At 58.7% G+C, this 17,637-nt stretch carries 12 protein-coding genes; 9 read left to right on the forward strand and 3 right to left on the reverse strand.

Translation table 11 applies throughout. The annotated features are described in order from the left end of the window. The first annotated feature begins 58 nt into the window (after positions 1 to 58). On the forward strand, positions 59 to 973 hold the full coding sequence (locus AUR04nite_RS06570) for a class C sortase (RefSeq protein WP_246055413.1): 915 nt from the start codon (positions 59 to 61) through the stop codon (positions 971 to 973). A 14-nt stretch (positions 974 to 987) separates the two neighbouring features. On the opposite strand, the gene AUR04nite_RS06575 is transcribed toward AUR04nite_RS06570, so the two are convergent. Further along, positions 988 to 1,800 carry a serine hydrolase domain-containing protein gene (locus AUR04nite_RS06575; protein ID WP_141363186.1) on the reverse strand — a complete coding sequence of 271 codons (813 nt, stop codon included), beginning with the start codon at positions 1,798 to 1,800 and terminating at the stop codon, positions 988 to 990. A gap of 153 nt (positions 1,801 to 1,953) precedes the next feature. Between AUR04nite_RS06575 and smc the strand changes: the two genes are divergently transcribed. Beyond that, the gene (gene smc, locus AUR04nite_RS06580) at positions 1,954 to 5,526 is read left to right on the forward strand and encodes a chromosome segregation protein SMC (protein WP_141363188.1); all 3,573 of its coding nucleotides are present in this window, start codon (positions 1,954 to 1,956) and stop codon (positions 5,524 to 5,526) included. A 207-nt stretch (positions 5,527 to 5,733) separates the two neighbouring features. Next, positions 5,734 to 7,080 carry a glycosyltransferase family 2 protein gene (locus AUR04nite_RS06585; RefSeq protein WP_141363190.1) on the forward strand — a complete coding sequence of 449 codons (1,347 nt, stop codon included), beginning with the start codon at positions 5,734 to 5,736 and terminating at the stop codon, positions 7,078 to 7,080. An 80-nt stretch (positions 7,081 to 7,160) separates the two neighbouring features. Here AUR04nite_RS06585 and AUR04nite_RS06590 read toward each other — a convergent pair whose 3' ends face one another. Beyond that, complete coding sequence (locus AUR04nite_RS06590) at positions 7,161 to 8,396, reverse strand: MFS transporter (RefSeq protein ID WP_141363192.1); 1,236 nt, start codon at positions 8,394 to 8,396, stop codon at positions 7,161 to 7,163. 170 nt (positions 8,397 to 8,566) lie between these two features. Between AUR04nite_RS06590 and ftsY the strand changes: the two genes are divergently transcribed. The 4 genes from ftsY to AUR04nite_RS06610 all read left to right on the forward strand — a co-directional run bounded on the left by ftsY (position 8,567) and on the right by AUR04nite_RS06610 (position 14,732). Next, positions 8,567 to 9,757, forward strand: a complete 1,191-nt coding sequence (ftsY, locus tag AUR04nite_RS06595; RefSeq protein ID WP_141363194.1) for a signal recognition particle-docking protein FtsY — start codon at positions 8,567 to 8,569, stop codon at positions 9,755 to 9,757. 376 nt (positions 9,758 to 10,133) lie between these two features. After that, positions 10,134 to 12,275, forward strand: coding sequence for an acyltransferase family protein (locus tag AUR04nite_RS06600; RefSeq protein ID WP_141363196.1), 2,142 nt, complete (start codon positions 10,134 to 10,136; stop codon positions 12,273 to 12,275). Positions 12,276 to 12,527: 252 nt separating this feature from the next. Further along, the gene (locus AUR04nite_RS06605) at positions 12,528 to 14,048 is read left to right on the forward strand and encodes an SH3 domain-containing protein (RefSeq protein ID WP_170184118.1); all 1,521 of its coding nucleotides are present in this window, start codon (positions 12,528 to 12,530) and stop codon (positions 14,046 to 14,048) included. Between the two features lie 36 nt (positions 14,049 to 14,084). Further along, the gene (locus AUR04nite_RS06610; RefSeq protein WP_141363200.1) at positions 14,085 to 14,732 is read left to right on the forward strand and encodes a hypothetical protein; all 648 of its coding nucleotides are present in this window, start codon (positions 14,085 to 14,087) and stop codon (positions 14,730 to 14,732) included. Between the two features lie 14 nt (positions 14,733 to 14,746). Here AUR04nite_RS06610 and AUR04nite_RS06615 read toward each other — a convergent pair whose 3' ends face one another. Further along, positions 14,747 to 15,397 (reverse strand): DNA-3-methyladenine glycosylase, encoded by a 651-nt coding sequence (locus AUR04nite_RS06615; RefSeq protein ID WP_141363202.1) that lies wholly within the window; start codon positions 15,395 to 15,397, stop codon positions 14,747 to 14,749. A 272-nt stretch (positions 15,398 to 15,669) separates the two neighbouring features. Between AUR04nite_RS06615 and AUR04nite_RS06620 the strand changes: the two genes are divergently transcribed. Both AUR04nite_RS06620 and AUR04nite_RS06625 read left to right on the forward strand, forming a co-directional pair. Continuing rightward, a complete protein-coding gene (locus AUR04nite_RS06620; RefSeq protein ID WP_141363204.1) occupies positions 15,670 to 16,920 on the forward strand; it encodes an ammonium transporter in 1,251 nt (416 codons plus the stop codon). Positions 16,921 to 17,044: 124 nt separating this feature from the next. Continuing rightward, a partial coding sequence (locus AUR04nite_RS06625; RefSeq protein ID WP_141363206.1) for a hypothetical protein occupies positions 17,045 to 17,637 on the forward strand: 593 nt, incomplete at its 3' end.

Raw genomic sequence — 17,637 nt, forward strand, 5'->3', positions numbered from 1 at the left:
CTCCCACCGATTGCGTATTATCCGACTTAAAGATTTTGGTTCAAGAAAAGGTCTGCGAGTGTCCACCACGACTAAACTCGGCGAAGATCGTCAGAGAAGAAAACGGCCGCGTGACGGCAAATGGAAAATGCCGTGGAGCACTTTTGTTATCGCACTAATTTTCCTGATCGGTGCACTCACTGTTTCCTACCCGACGGTTGCCAGCTGGTTCTCCCAATACAACCAGTCGAAGATCATCGGCTCGATGAGCAGCGAAGTTTCGGGCGAAGGTGTTTCTGCTCTTCACGAGGAAATTCTCAAAGCGCATGAATACAACAAGGCTCTAGTTGGCGGAGCCGAGCTTTCCCCTTCAAGCAACGTCCCTATGGGTAACGGGCGTTCCGGATCAGAGCTCGACTACAACAATCTACTCAAGGTGCGCGGCGATGGCCTGATGGGACGGCTAAAGATTCCAGCGATCAAAGTGGATCTGCCGATTTATCACGGAACCGCAGCTTCGACCCTCGAAAAGGGCGTAGGACATCTGGAAGGCACCTCATTGCCGGTAGGTGGTGAATCGCAGCATTCAGTCTTGACGGCTCATCGTGGCCTACCTGACGCGACACTTTTCAACGATCTTCCCAAGTTGAAGATCGGTGACCGCTTCACCGTTGAGGTGTTCGGAGAAGTCCTGACCTATGAGGTCAAAGAGACTCAGACGGTCCTGCCCGACGAATCCAAGGCCCTGATTCCTGTCTACGGCAAAGACCTTGTCACGCTCGTTACCTGTACACCATTGGGCATCAATACTCACCGCATGCTGGTGACCGCAGAACGAGTGACTCCGACACCTATTGAGGACATCGAAGCCGCCGGGAAAATCCCCGATATTCCAGGACACCCTTGGTGGGCGTGGGGTCTAGCAGCGGCAGTGATCGGTTCAGGCACCTGGGTGTACCTAGCCGGCCGCCCTCGGAAGAACGGCGCGGCATAGCACCAGCAGTCGGGTTATGAGTACTGTCGAAGCACATCTTCGTTGAATGGGGCCCATGCTTCGGCCGCCCACGGACCAAAGTTTCGATCAGTCAAGGTGACGCATGCGATCCTGTCCACGGGGTCAACCCAGAGGAAAGTTCCTGATTGGCCGAAGTGGCCGAATGTCGCTGCAGGGTGGCTTGCCCCAGTCCAATGGGGATTCTTAGAGGAACGGATCTCAAAGCCCAGACCCCAGTCATTGGGATTCTGGCGTCCATAACCTGGCAGGATCCCCGCTAGGCCTTCGAAGTGCACGCGGGTCGCCTCGGACATGGTGGCTGAAGAAATCAACGTTGGGTTCAGCAACTCGGCGGCGAACTTGGCCAGATCCGCGGCAGTGGACCTGCCATCCTTAGCACAGCTGCCTGCAATTTCGGTACTGGCCATGCCCAGCGGGCCGAAGACTGCTTCCTGGACATAGCTTGGAAAATCAATTCCTGTTTCGCGCTCCAGATGCTCAGCCAGCTTTTCGAAGCCGATATTTGAATAGCCGCGCTTCGTTCCCACGGGGAAGCGAATGACATCAGAGTCGAAATCATAGCCAGCGGTATGGGAGAACAAGTTGTGAACGGTGGAGCCTTCTGGACCTGCCGGGTCGGCCAGGCTGATTGCTTCTTCCTCTAGAGCGATGAGAAACGCATAGGTGCTCAGCAACTTGGTCACCGAGGCTAAAGGATAGATCTTTTCTTCGTCGCCATGTCGGCCGATAATCTTGCCGTTTCCATCCACCACTACGGATACTGCGTTTTCCACTGGCCACTGTTCAATTTGAGCCAAGACACTCATAAGTTGATCTATCCCTCGTTTTTGGATCTTAGATAGGGTGGGCAGAAGCCAAGAATCACGCACTCATTTCGATAGAATCGATTTCGAACCACATGGTCTGCAACCTTCATGCTAACCATATCGATATTGGGCCGACCTTAGGAATTTCACGCCGTGCATCTAAAGACTCTTACCGTTCGCGGCTTCAAGTCTTTTGCGTCGGCTACAACCTTTGAATTCGAACCGGGCGTTACAGCTGTCGTCGGCCCGAATGGCTCGGGAAAGTCGAATGTTGTCGACGCCCTCTCGTGGGTCATGGGGGAGCAGGGTGCCAAAACCCTGCGTGGCGGCAAGATGGAAGACGTCATTTTCGCCGGCACCTCTGGGCGGCCCCCGCTGGGCCGAGCGCACGTATCGCTGACGATCGATAATACTGACGGCCAGCTGCCCATCGACTATGCCGAAGTGACGATTTCGCGTACCTTGTTCCGTGCCGGCGGATCAGAGTATGCCATTAATGGCAGCTCTTGCCGCCTGCTGGACATCCAGGAACTTCTCTCAGATTCAGGCCTTGGCCGCGAAATGCACGTCATCGTCGGCCAAGGGCAATTGGATCGGATCCTTCATGCAACGGCAGAGGATCGGCGGGGATTCATTGAAGAAGCAGCCGGCGTGCTCAAGCACCGCCGGCGCAAGGAAAAGACCCTGCGAAAGCTACAGGCTATGCAGGGCAACCTCGACAGGCTTGAAGACCTCAGCGCTGAAGTGCGCCGTCAGTTGGCTCCCTTGGGCAGGCAGGCGAAGATTGCTCGCCGAGCCCAGAGCGTGCAGCTTGACGTTCGTGACGCCAAGGCCCGGCTGCTGGCGGATGACCTGGTCACACTCAACAACAAGCTTGCCCAGGACATCAACGACGAGTCTCGGGTGCAGGCGGCCCAGCAGGAAGCCACCGCCAGACTTGAACAGGTGAAGCGCTATACCGCCCAGCTGACTGAAAAATCAGAGGTCTTGACGCCTCGCCTGAGCCTGATTCAGGAAACCTGGGTATCCCTTTCGACGCAGGCCGAGCGTTTCCGTTCGCTCAGCGCGCTAGCCAGGGAACGCGGCAAACTGCTGGAAAGCAATGAAACCCACTTTGATTCCAGCCGCGACCCCGACCGTTTGGAAGCCCAGGCCGAGCGGATGAGCGAAGAGCTTGAAGAGCTCCAAGAATCGGTGGAAGACCGCCACGAAATTCTTGCGGAGGCCATCGAAGCCAAGGAGCACGCCGAAGAGCAGGCGCGGGCCGAACAGCAGCGCATGGCGGCGATGTTGCGCGCCGCCGCAGATCGCCGAGAAGGCATGTCAAGACTTGCATCCCAGGTTGCCTCCGCGCGCAGCCGCGTAGATGTCACCCGAGCCGAGATCGCCAGGCTGCAAGATCAGCTGCAGTCCTTCGATTCGGATCTCGCCGCGGACTCACGCTCCCACTCGGAAGTCTCACTTGAGCTTGAAGGCGTACTGGGTCAAGAATTCGAGCTCAACGAGGTTTTCGAAAAGGCTGACCACGAGTTTTCCGATCTGCGCAGCAAACAGGAAGCACAGTTCGGCCGAGAGCGGGAACTTTCCGCGCGGGTTACCGGGCTGCAGGCGCGACTCGATGCGCTGAAGCTCAATACCAAGCCGGACGACCAATCGGCGGACATCCTTGTACGGAACCCGGATTCACTGGCGGGTCGGCTCGGCGAACTGATCAACGTCGCCGAAGGCTATGAGCAGGCGATTTCCTCGATCCTCCGCGAATCTGCGGAAATACTCGTTGCCAAGGACCTAAGCTCGGCACTGGCGATCATCTCCGAGTTCGAAGAAACTGCAAACGCGAGCGCCTCCTTCATCCATGCGTCCATGCCGCCCCGGCATACGGAAGCCATCGGCGACCATGCAATCACCGCACGCAGCGTTGTCGGCAGCGCGCCGGAATTTGCGAATCTCCTTGACCACCTCCTTGCCGACCACTTCATCATTGAGGAGCTGTCTCAAGCCCAAGAGATCCTTGACGCGCACCCGGACGCAAAACTGACAACCCTTGAGGGGCAGTCGATTTCCCAGTTGAGAAGTTCTATCGGCGACTCGCAGGGTGCTTCGCTCATCGCCCAGCAGGCCCTAGTTGAGCAAACTGCAGAAGAACTGGCAGCGGCCAAGGACGAGCTTGCCGAGCTGCAGCTTCAGCTAGCCCAGCGGGCGCCGCTGCTTTCGGAGGCAGAACAGCGGCGGCAGGAAGCCTTCTCTCAGCTGGCGCAATCGGATGCGACCATCGACGAGCTGTCGAACTACCTTGCACGCCTGGGCCAGAAGCTGCGCAGCGCCAAGTCGCAGAAGGAAGCACTGGCCCAAAAGCTCGAAGACTTCAATGAGAAGTTGGAGATCGAACAGGAGTCACTGGAAGAAATCACTGAGCGCATGGAAATGGCTTCCAGCGATCATGAGGATGAGACCGTCGACGATGCCGCTCGTGCAGCACTTGCCGACGCGGCGGCATCCGCCCGCCAGCAGGAGCTCGAAGCACGCCTTGCACTGCGCAGCAGTGAAGAACGTGTGACCGCGTTGCGTTCACGAGTCGAAGGCCTGCGCCGCACGGCAGCCGCCGAGCGAAGCCACCGAGAAGTAGCCCAGCAGCGCGCTGCCCAGCGCAAGGAACAGGCAGCCAAAGCGCTGCGCGTGGAGCAGGCAGCCCAGAGGGTACTGCGGTTCATCGAGCTTTCGGTGACTATGGCCAGCGAGCAGCGCGAAGAACTGTCTGCACAGAAGGCTGAACTTGATGAGCTTTTGACTGCCCAGCGTGCCGAGTCGGAACAACTGTCGGCTGAACTGGCGCGATTGTCGGATGCGGCGCACCGGGACGAACTCGCCCGAGCCGAGCTGCGGATGAAGATCGAGGCTTTCGAAGCTAAGTCGCTGGAAGAGCTCGGCTACACGCCTGACCACCTGATTGCGAACTTCGGCCCGGACCAGCTCATCCCGCAACCGGCAGATCCGGATGACAAATGGGGTCAGCTGAGACAGGACGTCGACGACGAAGGAAACGTCATCGGCACCCTGCCATTTGACCGTGCTGAACAAGAAAAGAGATTGAAAAAGGCAGAGCGCGACTTGGCTGCTCTAGGCAAGGTCAACCCGCTGGCACTGGAAGAGTTTGCCGCCTTGGAAGACCGGAATAAGTTCCTCGCTGGGCAGCTCGAAGATCTGAAAAAGTCCCGCACTGATCTCCAGCAGATCATTAAGGACGTCGACGCCCATGTCGAGCGCGTGTTCACCGAGGCGTACAACGATACTGCCGTCCAGTTCAAGCGAATCTTTGAACGCCTCTTCCCAGGCGGCGAAGGCCAGCTGGTGCTCACCGACCCGGAAAACATGCTGACCACTGGCATCGAGGTTGAAGCACGGCCAGCAGGAAAGAAAATCAAGCGCCTGTCCCTGCTTTCCGGCGGCGAGCGTTCGCTGACCGCCGTTGCGCTGTTGGTTGCGATCTTCAAGGCGCGCCCCTCGCCTTTCTACGTCATGGATGAAGTCGAAGCGGCCCTTGACGACATGAATTTGGGGCGTTTGATTACAATTTTTGAAGAATTGCGCGAATCTTCACAGCTGATCGTCATCACCCACCAGAAAAAGACCATGGAAGTGGCCGACGCATTGTACGGTGTGACCATGCGCGGGGATGGCGTGTCGACTGTGATCAGTCAGAAGATGCAACGCAGCGAGTCGCACTAAACACAGAATTTCTCCATCGCTATAGTGGATACCAAGCAAATTGTTCGACCAAATTTGGTATTCAAAATTGGGGATGAAGTGGCCTTTTTTAAAAAACGTTCCAAAAAAAGTTCTGACCAGAAGTATCAAGGGGAAATCGAACCCCAAAAGGTCACCCAAGAAGCAGCCCAAAAGGAACCAGAAAACCACGGACGCCCGCTCTCAGAAATGCCTGACGGAATCTTCATCAGTGTCGTCATTCCCGTCTACAACTCGATGCCTTATTTGACCGAATTGCTTAACTCATTAGAGCTGCAGGATCTGGATAAAGAGTTCTATGAAGTAATCGCAGTCGACGACGGGTCCACGGACTTCGGCGGGGAAATCCTGGATATCTATGCCAAGCGCAATAGCAATTTCAAAGTCGTCCACCAGGAAAACAGCGGCTGGGCAGGAAAGCCGCGCAACGTCGGCACCGACTTGGCCCAAGGAGAGTACATCTTCTACGCCGACTCTGACGACACCTTAGGCACCGAAGCACTGCGACGCATGCGCGACTTCGCCTTCAAATACGATGTCGATGTTCTTGCTCCGAAGCTTGTTCCCACCGGGGGACGCGTGATCCGCACCTCGCTGTTCGCTAAGACAATGGTCGATGCTCCGCTGGAATCCATCTTCGCCACGCTGATGCCGCAGAAGCTGATCCGCCGCAGCCTCCTGGTCGAAAACAACCTGCGTTTCAGCGAGGAGAAGGTGCGGCTGGAAGACGGGATGGTGCTCTCCGCCGTTTACCTGTTGGCCAAGCGCGTAAGCATTCTTGCCGACTACGAGTACTACTACATCCGCGAGCGCGAAGACGGCAACAACATCAGCGCCCAGCCCTTTGAGCCCTTCGGATACGTCGAATCGGTCGCGCACATCAGCCAGACCATCAAGGACCTCACCACTGAGGATCCACACCTGGGCCGCATGCTCACCGCCGGACTGTTCAAGCGCAAGGGACTGAAGTTCTTCGTCGGCGAGCGCTTCTTGAACTACCGCGAGGCCAGGGCCAAGTTGTGGATTGAAGCTTTTGGCCCCTACATCAGCAAGTACCTGCCTGACCACCGGGAAGAATACTTCAGTGCCAATGACGCCGCGAAGACGGATGCCATCATCGCCGGCGACTACGAGCAGCTCAAGAAACTGGCAGCAGTGGATCTTGAGGCCGCGCAGAAGCCGGAGCTGGTGAGGTCGGCAAGCAAGGGCCAGGCCTTTGAACTGCAGTTCACCAGCCCGGTGGCCGGCCCCGACCCGGTGGCGATCTTGGTCAATGAGCGCGGGGGAGACCGGCGTTTGGAATTCCCGATCGGCAAGCTGGGCCGCAAGGGGCAGCATATGGTGCAGTTGCCTTTCGAGACGCTGGGAACCTTGGCTTCGACGATCGGCGATGTGCACGTGAAGTACGCACATGCTGAGACCCGACGCATCCGGGTGGCTAGCTCGGTTGTGGAGACCAAGGACAAGGGGGCTCGGGTGTACCGCACTGTCAATGGCGCGCTCAGCATCGATCTGCGCAAGGCAAAGTTCGCTTAGCCAATCGCGCAAAAACTAACGGCTGCGGCCGATCCCGTTTCAGGAGATCAGCCGCAGCCGTTGGCGTGTGGCTCTCAGTCCTAGGCCTGTTCGCCGGCAGGTGTTATGGCGCGGGGGACCAGCAGCCAGGCGGCCAGGCCCACCACGCCGACGACGGCCGAGATGCTGAAGGCCAATTGGTAGCTCCACCAGTCGGCGATGGCTCCGGCCATAAGCGGGCCGATGATGGAGCCCAGGTCCTGGCACATCTGGAATCCTGCCAGCGCCTTGCCGCCGTTCTTGCCTGCCCCGATGACATCTGCCACTGAGGCCTGCTGGGCAGGGCCCAGGGTGCCGGCGCCGAAGCCGGCGATGATGGAGCAGATGATGAATCCTGCCCAGGAAGTGAAGAAGCCCATGGCGCCGATGGACAGCACCAGGATGCTCATGCCGATCAGCACGGGAATCTTGCGGCCAATGCGGTCGGTGAGCTTGCCTGAGAACAGCAGGGCCGCACCGTTGCCGATGGCGAAGATCGCCAGCGAGATGCCAGCGACGCCCTGCCCTTCGCCCTGGCCGAACACGTACAGGGCGAACAGCGGAATCATGCTGTTGCGCACGCCGAAAGCCAGCCAGCCGTAGCTGAACCCGGAGAACAGCGCCGCCCTGTAGGTGGGCGAGGCCACCGCCTGGCGCACAGTGACCACCTCGATGTGCTTGGCGGCATTCGCCGAGCTGTCGGCCTTCTTGTCCAGGTCCCGGCGCCGACCCAGTGCAAAGTACACCACCAGGGCCGCAATGATCAGCGCGGTGCCGTAGATGACAAAGGGAATGCGCATGCCCAGCGGGGCGAGCACGGTGCCCAGCACAGGCCCTGCGACATTGCCCAGCAGGAAGGAGCCTGCGTAGAGCCCGGAGATGCGGCCGCGTGATTCCTCCGGCGAGAGCCTGGCGATCAGCGCCATCGCGGAGATGGTGAACATGGTGGAGCCGAACCCGCCCAGACCGCGGGCGACCAGCAGCTGAGTGTAGTCCTGAACCACGGCGCACAGCAGCGTGGAGAGAGCCACCAGGAGCACGCCGGTCACGTAGATTTTCGGCTCGCCCAGCCTGCCGACCAGCGATCCGGCCACCGGGGCGAAAACCAGGCGGGTGAAGGCGAAGATGCTCACGATGATCGTCGCGGCCGCCGCGCCCACGTCGAAGCTCACCGCGTACTGCGGCAGGATCGGCGCGATCAGCCCGAAGCCCAGGGCGATGATGAATGCCGCAACCAGCAGCACCCGGATTTCCTGGGGGATCGCCGGGCGCGCAGTGCGGGTGGGGATTGTTGCCATGTTCGTGGCCCTGCCGCCGCGGTGCCGCGGGGCCGGGGCCGGCCTTTCGTTGGAGAAACACTATGGTGCAGGCACCAAGGCTTAAGTCTAGGCCCTTGCCTGAGGCCGCGCCCATCGGCGGGCGAAGGACACAAGCAGACCAGCGCCTGCGGATATGAGACGATTAACTGGTGACCGATTCGCTATTAACCACCATTATCATTGTCGCGGTCGTTGCCGTGGTCGGCATTCTTGTCGCCACCTTCGTAGCCAAGGGCCGCAAGCCTAAGACCCCCTACACTTCTGAGCGTGACGCCGACGACGTGCCCACCGGCACCGTCGCAGACGGTGAAACCGAAGCCGGTGCGGGAACCGCCACCGCAACCATCGAGGACGAAGCAGCCACTGCAGCCGCCGAGCCGCAGGCTCCGGCCGCCCCAGCGCTGGATGTTCCCGAGCCCGTCCAGGGCCGCCTGGCCCGGCTGCGCGCGCGCCTGACCAAATCCAACAACATGTTCTCCAAGGGCCTGCTGGCCCTGCTGAGCCAGGACTCCATCAACGAGGACGTCTGGGACGAAGTTGAAGAGACCCTGCTGCTGGCAGACCTGGGCACCGAGCCCACCCTCGAGCTGGTCGACGCGCTGCGCGAGCGCGTGAAGATCGAAGGCAGCAAGGACCCGGCCCGGGTCAAGGAAATGCTGCGCGAGGAACTGCTCAAGCTCGTGGACCCATCCCTGGACCGCGGCTACCTGCCCGAGCGCCACCCCGACCGCCCGAGCATCATCATGGTCGTGGGCGTCAACGGCGTGGGCAAGACCACCACCATCGGCAAGATGGCCCGCGTGCTGGTCGCCGAAGACAAGGACGTCCTGCTGGGTGCCGCTGACACCTTCCGTGCCGCCGCCGCCGAGCAGCTGGCCACCTGGGGCGACCGCGTCGGCGTGCCGACCGTGCGCTCTGACATCGACGGGGCAGATCCTGCGTCGGTGGCTTTCGAAGCCGTCAGCGCCGGCATCGACCAGGAAGTCGACATTGTCATGATCGACACCGCCGGCCGCCTGCAGAACAAGGTGGGCCTGATGGACGAGCTGGGCAAGATCAAGCGCGTCATCGAAAAGAAGGCCACCGTGGACGAGGTCCTGCTGGTCCTTGACGCCACCACCGGACAGAACGGCCTGGCCCAGGCCAAGGTCTTCTCCGAGGTAGTCAACGTCTCCGGCATCGTGCTGACCAAGCTCGACGGCACCGCCAAGGGCGGCATTGTCGTGGCGATCCAGCGCCAGCTGGGCGTCCCGGTCAAGCTGGTTGGACTGGGCGAAGGCCCCGACGACCTGGCGCCGTTTGATCCAGAAGCATTCGTCGACGCGCTGCTTGAAGGCTAGGCAGCAGCCGATCGACCACCAGCAGGAGCCCCGAGTCATTCGGGGCTCCTGCTGTTTTAAGCACCGGGCCCCGGTGCGCTCAATACGGCAGCGGCGGAGGACACGCCGGATCTGCGCGCCGAGCCGGAGCCCGGGGCCCGGTGTTTCACACGCCCAACGCCGCCCGAAACTGAACAGGTCAGATGCCAGTTTCTCCGGTCTTTGGGCGTCTGGCCGGCAGAAGGCGTCCGGTGGGCCTTGCCGCCTTTTTGAGTAATTGTCCAGAAACTTTCGATAGACAAGAGAACTGGGGGAAAAGCGGACGGCAGTTGCTGCCGCTGCTGGAAGATCTGCGAACTTGGGGCGGACCATCAACCTGTAGAAAGCCACCTCGCGAGTGACACTGATTCAAGAGAAGCAAACACCAACACCACCGCAAGCCCAGCGCGCCTCGGCGAAGCCGTCGGGGTTCCGCGCAGACATCCAAGGGCTTAGAGCGCTCGCCGTCACCGCGGTCGTGCTCTACCACCTGTGGCCCAACCGGCTGGGCGGCGGATATGTCGGGGTCGATGTCTTCTTCGTCATTTCGGGATTCCTGATCACTTCCCACCTTATTTCCAAGCCGCCGCGCAGGCTCAAGGACATCGGCAGTTTCTGGATGCGGCGGGTGAAGCGCCTGCTGCCTGCCTCGTTCCTGGTCATTATCGCCTCCGTGGTCGGGATCTGGCTGCTGGCTCCCTCCACCCTGTGGAAGGACTGGCTGCAGCAGGCGCTGGCCGCAACCTTCTATTTCCAAAACTGGTTCCTCGCTGCCAACAAGGTCGATTACCTGGCCGAAGCGGATGCTCCCAGCCCCTTCCAGCACTTCTGGTCCCTGTCAGTGGAAGAGCAGTTCTACTTCGTCTGGCCTGTGCTGATTGCCGCTGCGATCATGCTGGCGCTGCGCTTCGGCCTGGCCCAGCGCAAGATGCTTCTGTCCGTGCTAGGCGCCGTGTTTGCTGCCGGGCTGTTGTATTCGGTCGTCAGCACGATCGAGGACTCGGGCGTCGCCTATTTTTCGACCTTCACCCGGGGATGGGAATTCGCAGCCGGTGCACTGGTCGCCGCGCTGGGGCCCGCAATTTTCCGCGCCAAGAGCGATGTCCTGAGCATGCTTGCCGCCTGGGTCGGGCTGGCGGCCATCGGTTTCAGCGTCTTGTTCTTCACCCCTGAAATGCTGTTCCCCGGCTACATCGCCCTGCTGCCGGTGCTCGGCACCGCGCTGATGATCCTTGCCAACAGCAGCCATGCCTACTCGCCGACGCGCATCTTTTCGCTCAAGCCCGTGCAGTTCATCGGGGATAACTCCTATGCCATCTACCTATGGCATTGGCCCCTGCTGGTCCTGCTGCCCTTCGCCATGGAGCACTTCTACTGGTACCAGAAGTTCGGGGTCGTGGCGCTGACCCTGCTCCTTGCCGCGCTGACGCAGAAGCTCGTCGAGGTTAGGTTCCGCAAGTTCATCGACAGCTCTGCCTACCTCTCAGCTCCCCGCTTCCTTGTGGCCGGCAGCTTGGTTCTTGCCATCACCGCCGGCGGCTTCTACCAGTACAGCAGCGTCCAAATTGAACGCAGCTCGGATATTCCGGCGGCCATGGCGAAGGTCGAGGGAGAAGTCGGTGCTTCCTGCTTCGGCTCGAAGGCTTTGACGAGCGGGTGCGACAATGTGCAGGATGAGGCAACCTCCTACAAGGACCTTGCACCTGCTCCGGTGGTTGCCAAAACGGACAAGCCGGAAGTCTATGCCGACGACTGCTTCGCCAGCCAGAGCACCGACTTCCAAAAGCGTCCGGTCTGCTCCTATGGCAAGGGGAAAGTCAAGGTGGCGCTGGTGGGCAATTCCCACGCAGGGCAGTGGTTCCCGGCAGTGGAACAACTGGCTGAGAAAAACGACTGGCAGGTCGACACCTACGTGGCCAGCCGCTGCGCGATTATGGCCGAGGAACAGAAATTCAATACCGACGACAAGTCGGAAGGCTGTGAGCAGATGGGGGACTGGGTCACCGAACAGATCCGGGACAAGGACTACGACTTGGTGATTTCTTCCAACAGACAGTCAGTGCCGGTTCAGGGGCACAGCATGGAGGATTCCTTAGCTCCAGCACGCGAAGCCTATGAAAAGCTGCTGACACAGTGGTCGGACACTGGCGCCGAGGTTGTCGTCATCAAGGACACCCCGTGGCCAGGAACAACCTTGGACAATGTGCCGGACTGCGTGGCCCAGAACCGCGGCGACCTCGAGGAGTGCAGCGGTTCGGCCGAGAAATGGATCCCCGCTGATCCGCAAGTTGATGCAGTCAATGCGCTGGATGAGCCGGGAGTTGTCGCGGTGGACATGAACGATCAGTTATGCCGCGACGGGCAATGCTATTCGGTCGTCGGCGGGCTGTTGGCCTACTGGGACCACTCGCACCTGACCGAGACTTTCGCTCAAAGCCTGAGCCCGAAGCTTGGCAAGCGTATGGAAGCCGAGCTGGACAGTGAAAAGCTGTTCAAATAGGCAATCCTGACGGCCGGGGTGTCAAAGCACCTGCCATGAATACTTCTCAACCCGAACTAGTCGAAAAAGTGGAGCATGTATATTTGGGTACAATTTTGATATTAATTTGATTAAAGGGTTGAGAAGCACTGTCGGCCGGGCTATGGTCTGTGAGTACATCACCGTACCGAAGATTCTGTTGCGAATCAGTTTGGACAGAGAAGCCTCATGTCTAGCAACATCATTGAAAAACCTCGCCTCATTTTTGCAGTAATGACATCCCTAGCACTCTTGGTCCCAGCCGGGGCCGCGGTTGCTTCTGTTGAAGCCCCCGCCGCCAGCATCAGGGTTGCATCGGCTCCTTGGGATCCTGAAAACGCTCCGCCGTCGAAGTTCATCAAGAAAGTCACTGAAACTAAAACGACGGAGAATCTGAACCTGCGAACCAAGCCGTCGACCAGTGCGTCGAGCTACGGCATCATGCCCAAGGGCACCATCGTGGCTCCCACCGGCCAGACTTCAGGCTCATGGAAACAGGTGAACTGGGGTTCCAAAACAGGCTGGGCGTCAGGGACGTACATGACCACCCGCACCTACACCAAAGACGAATCTGTCCGGTACATGACCGGGTTCACTGAAATCTACGAAACTTCGGCGATGTCCCACCACATCGGAGGCGTCAACTTCAGGACCCAGGTTTCACTGCTGGAGGTCAAAGGGTCGCTCGCCCACATTAAGACCGCGTACTACCACGGCTGGGTTCCCCTTGACCGGGTTGCCACGAAACGCCCGGCAATTCAATACCGCTACGTCAAGACCAGCGGCTCTGTCTATACACATTGGGACCCTGCCAAGAGCTCCTATGCAGGCAGGATCCACTACGGAGACCGCTATGAATACCGGAGATGGGTCGGTTCAACTCGCCGAGACGAGATCAAGGTCAACGGCAAATGGGTCTGGACCAGCACGACCGATCGCCCAGTCGTGAAATACCAGTACCGATACGCTCAGAAGACCGGCAATGTCTACAGTGCAGCCGACCAAAACAAATCCAGCGTTGTCGGAACCATTCAGAAAGGCACCAAGGTGCGCTGGGGTGCCTGGGATTCGAAGAATCGGCGCGACGAAATTCTGCTGGACGGCAAGTGGGTGTGGAGCGGTGTGACCGATCGCAACTACCCGTTGCCGACGGTGACCAACGTGTCGAACTACGCCAGGTTCACCACCAAAAAGATCACGCTACTGTCGCAACCAGCCAGCGGGTATAAGACAGTCGGTACAGTTCCCAAGGGCATGAAAGTGATCGTCACCCATGAAGCCGAAGGCGGCTGGGCTCGTGCTTGGCTGGGCGATACAGGGGGCTGGGTGAAAACCAGCGACAACCTGCGAGTTCACGGACCCTACTCGGTGGCAGTCTATGGAACATTGCGGACCGGCCAATCGGCATATGGAATCATGGGCGGCTTCCAACAGAAAAACCTCGATCAGCGCATCGCGAATTCTTCGCTGTATCAGCTGTGGAACCGTAACTGGACGTTCCTGACCAACGGACCCAAAACGGTTGTGGCCGAACAGTTCCAGTACTCGGATGCAAGGGGGCCCGCCATGCTCAGCAAGCTCGATGCCTATGAAAGCCAGCTGAAGTACAACGGCCAGCCGATGTACACACGTCAAAAGGTCACCATGAAGGACCGCTCGCAGTCATGGACCTATAAGACAACCCCGTATTCAGAGAAGGTCGTCAAGAATTCTGGAAGATACATTTCCTCCGGCGACTTCCTCAAGCGGTCGTAGCAGCCTGACGACGAACCCCCATGAGAGTGCTTTGAGATGAAACCGAAAAACAAAGTCATTGCCAGCATCGCCGCAACGGCTGTGGTTGCAGCGGCCGTCGTCGGCGGCGGGATGGTCTTGGAGAGAAACAACGTTCAAGCCGAGCAGACCAACGACGACCAGCAGCTGAATCTCAAGAACGTTGCGCCTGTTGATCCGCAAACCGGAGCCCGGGTGCTGGTTGATTTGGAATCGCAGGTCGTCAAGAACCTCGGTGAAGCAGGAAAGCTGACGGTCGAAGGTGAAACTGAACCATCCTTTGAAATCACAGTCAAGAATGTCCAAGTTCTCGATTCATGTACGCTTCGCGGCGATGGCAAAAAGATCAAGCCTGAGAACGGGTACTTCCTACTAGTCGACGCTGAAGCCTGGCTGGCGGCCTCGGCAGAAAAATACGTTGACGAGGAGATCGCGCTCATGCCGCTGGATGCTTCGGTCTTCGGCGTTTCCTCTGGCAAAAATAAGCCGGTTAAGCGCAGTCTCGACACCATTGCCGCCTTCTCCTGCGATGTGAGCGGGGCAATGGATATTGCTGTCGGCGCAGGGGATCGGATCAGCGGAAAGATTATGCTCGACTCTCCGTACAGCTCCGGTCAGGTAGTCTACGATCCAGAAGGCACCGGAGGATGGACCTGGGACTACTAGTAGACGTCGTTGATTCAAGCCCGCGGCGCATTGCGCCCGGGCTTGAACGCTGAAACTGTCCTATCACGGTCGATCCAGAACCTCCACGGGAACTCGGGACCGCCGGCAATACCAGCAACTCCCACGCGCGGCCCCGACACAATTTTCACCTCCAGATCCTCTGCCTGCCGGATAGCGAACGGTCGAGCGAATAGATCCAAGCCGTCATGCGCTGGCCTGGTGATGCCCAATGCTGCGGCGAAATTTCCCGGACCGCGAGCCAAATCTTTGTCTTTCAGCGTGGACGGATCGGAGCCTTTAGACCTCTTTGCTAGGCGCCGTTCTCTGGCCAGCTCAATGCCGTCGAGCACCTCGCCTGACCTGATTAACACACCCGAGGCGATGCCTTCAGGCGAGCAGACAAGATTCAGGGCGAAGTGCATGCCGTAGCTGAAGTACACATAGGCGTGCCCCGGCCCGAGAAACATAGACGCATTGCGATCGGTCTTGCGGTCTTTTGAGTGGCTCCCCGGATCGTAGCGGCCGCCGCTGCCCAATCCCATATAGGCTTCGACTTCTGTAATTCGAATCGTGACCGGCCCCTGCTCGGAATCTAGGCTCAGCTGAGCACCTAATAACCGCGGTGCCACCTCAAGGGCATGGGGCAAGAAAAATGAACGATCCATAGATCCAGTATGCGACTGCCAAGGACAAGGCCGGTGGATCAGCTGCGGGACAAAGGTAAGTCCGTGACTCGCCGCATCAGTGAAACGTACATGAAATCTCCTCGGAATGAAGTGGTAACGACGGAGCTGAATCTGTGACTTATACGTAACGCTTCGTCGGCACTCCTGAAACATTGATCCCGAAAAATATGTAACCAGAAGCGAAACTCGAACAAATTCGCCAAAGGCAGCCGTATTCGGTGGCTGCAAAAGATCGAAAGGATGTGGGTCAGATGGCTTTGGATGTGGGAAGCGTGTGGATCCTCATCGCGGCGGCAATGGTTTTGCTCATGACGCCGGCATTGGCGCTCTTCTATGGAGGGATGACCCGTGCGACAGGTGTCGTGAACATGATGCTGATGAGTTTTCTCGCCGCTGCAATCACCGCAGTAGTTTGGGTTTTGTGGGGGTACTCGGTATCTGCCGGCGAACCGGCGATCGCGGGCATCATCGGCAATCCCATCAGTGATTTTGCGCTGGAGGCCACGAAACCCGGGCAGCTTTTGTCTGTCGGTTTTGCCGGAACATTTGCCATGATTTCCGTAGCGATCATTTCTGGAGCTATCGCCGACCGTGCTCGATTCGCACCTTGGCTGATTTTTGTGCCGGTGTGGGTTACCTGTGTTTACGCCCCCGTGGCTTTCTGGGTCTGGGGAGGCGGAATTCTTTCTGCGGAAGGCGCCTTGGGAAGAATCTTCGGCGAGGCGATTGATTTTGCCGGCGGAACCGTGGTCCACACCAATGCTGGCATTGCAGCCCTCGTGCTGGCGCTGCGACTCGGACAGCGATACAACTTCCACGATCGTCCGCAGCCACACAATACCCCACTAGTCATGCTCGGTGCGGCGCTGCTTTGGTTCGGATGGTTCGGGTTCAACGCCGGCGCAGCAAGCACGGTCGAGGAAGCAGGGCTGATCTGGATCAATACGCTGGTTGCCCCAGGCGCCGCAGTTCTTGGCTGGATCCTCATTGAAAAGCTGCGCGGCAGCCGGCCAAGCTCGCTCGGAGTGGCCTCGGGCGTTGTTTCAGGATTGGTTGCCATCACTCCTTCCTGCGCGAACATTGCCCCGTGGGCCGCTGTACTCCTGGGCGTTTTGGCAGGAGCCGGATCAGCATGGGCAGTCAACCTCAAATGGAAACTCGGCTACGACGATTCATTGGACGTAGTCGGCGTCCACCTTGTTTCTGGTGTCATTGGAACGTTGTTCCTCGGCTTCTTCGCACTTCCGAATTCGGAGAGTGCCGGCGGCTTGCTCTATGGCGGTGGTTGGGGTCAACTTGTTTCGCAGGCTGTAGCCCTTTTGGTTGTCATTGGTTTTTCTGCGGCGGCAACATGGATTATCGCTTCGATCATCGACCGAGTCACTCCGTGGAGGGTTTCATCTGAAGTCGAGGTTGCTGGAATTGATGAAGTCGAGCACAACGAGTCAGGATATCGCCTAGTCGCAGCCTCAGAAGATGCCGGATGGAGTCGCGAGGACTAGCCCGGGGAGGCCGTCGGAGCTTGATCTCAGCGAAGCTTCATTAAAGTGCAAAGCGAATATTGAGATCGATTCATGACGCGGGCCTTTACCAAACGTTAATTATTGCCCCCAGAACCTCTAGATAATGCGCCGTGCTGAGCCTATGCTGAAGGTCTGTTGTTGTATTGCAGTTTTGGGGGACTGGCAAGACATGAAACGGCGTCATCAGAATTCCACTATCTTCGCGCGTGAGGCACCTCTCGCATTCAATCGAGCAGTTGCCCAAGGTGCGTTTGTCATAGCTGCCGCGTTCGGCTTGACTAGTACCATTGCCTGGCCGCTGATTGCTGATTCATCCACTTCAAGTGCCCAAACGGGGACTTTTGAAGTTGAACCGGTGTTGCAGATGCCGCCCGGGCAGGAAGCGGTGCTGGTCAAGCCAAGCGCAGCCGGGGCATTTACCAATGAAATCATTGGCTTCAATTCTCAAAATGAGTTGTACGTTGATTCGGTGTCGCTGTCAGGACAGGAAAGAATTGATGCGCAGCAGCAAAAGATCATTGCTGCAGGTGATTCCGGTGCTCTGTCCAGGGGGCAGCGCAGCAGTATATTTGGCTCTCAGCAAACTTTGCTTGCTGGTGAGGTGGGCCAGATCGGTGAGCTTCCCGGTGGCCTGCAGCTGATGCACCCGGTGACGACCCGGTCGATTTCCAGTCCTTATGGGTGGCGGTCGAATCC

The sequence above is a fragment of the Glutamicibacter uratoxydans genome (assembly GCF_006539925.1).
Classification (GTDB): domain Bacteria; phylum Actinomycetota; class Actinomycetes; order Actinomycetales; family Micrococcaceae; genus Glutamicibacter; species Glutamicibacter uratoxydans.

Bases quoted from the DNA above. Each gene is read 5' to 3' on its own strand.
- AUR04nite_RS06605 (WP_170184118.1), top strand. From the start codon at position 12,528: ATGACATCCCTAGCACTCTTGGTCCCAGCCGGGGCCGCGGTTGCTTCT.
- AUR04nite_RS06585 (WP_141363190.1), top strand. From the start codon at position 5,734: ATGCCTGACGGAATCTTCATCAGTGTCGTCATTCCCGTCTACAACTCG.
- AUR04nite_RS06590 (WP_141363192.1), bottom strand. From the start codon at position 8,396: ATGGCAACAATCCCCACCCGCACTGCGCGCCCGGCGATCCCCCAGGAA.
- AUR04nite_RS06620 (WP_141363204.1), top strand. From the start codon at position 15,670: ATGGCTTTGGATGTGGGAAGCGTGTGGATCCTCATCGCGGCGGCAATG.
- AUR04nite_RS06610 (WP_141363200.1), top strand. From the start codon at position 14,085: ATGAAACCGAAAAACAAAGTCATTGCCAGCATCGCCGCAACGGCTGTG.
- AUR04nite_RS06615 (WP_141363202.1), bottom strand. From the start codon at position 15,397: ATGGATCGTTCATTTTTCTTGCCCCATGCCCTTGAGGTGGCACCGCGG.
- AUR04nite_RS06575 (WP_141363186.1), bottom strand. From the start codon at position 1,800: ATGAGTGTCTTGGCTCAAATTGAACAGTGGCCAGTGGAAAACGCAGTA.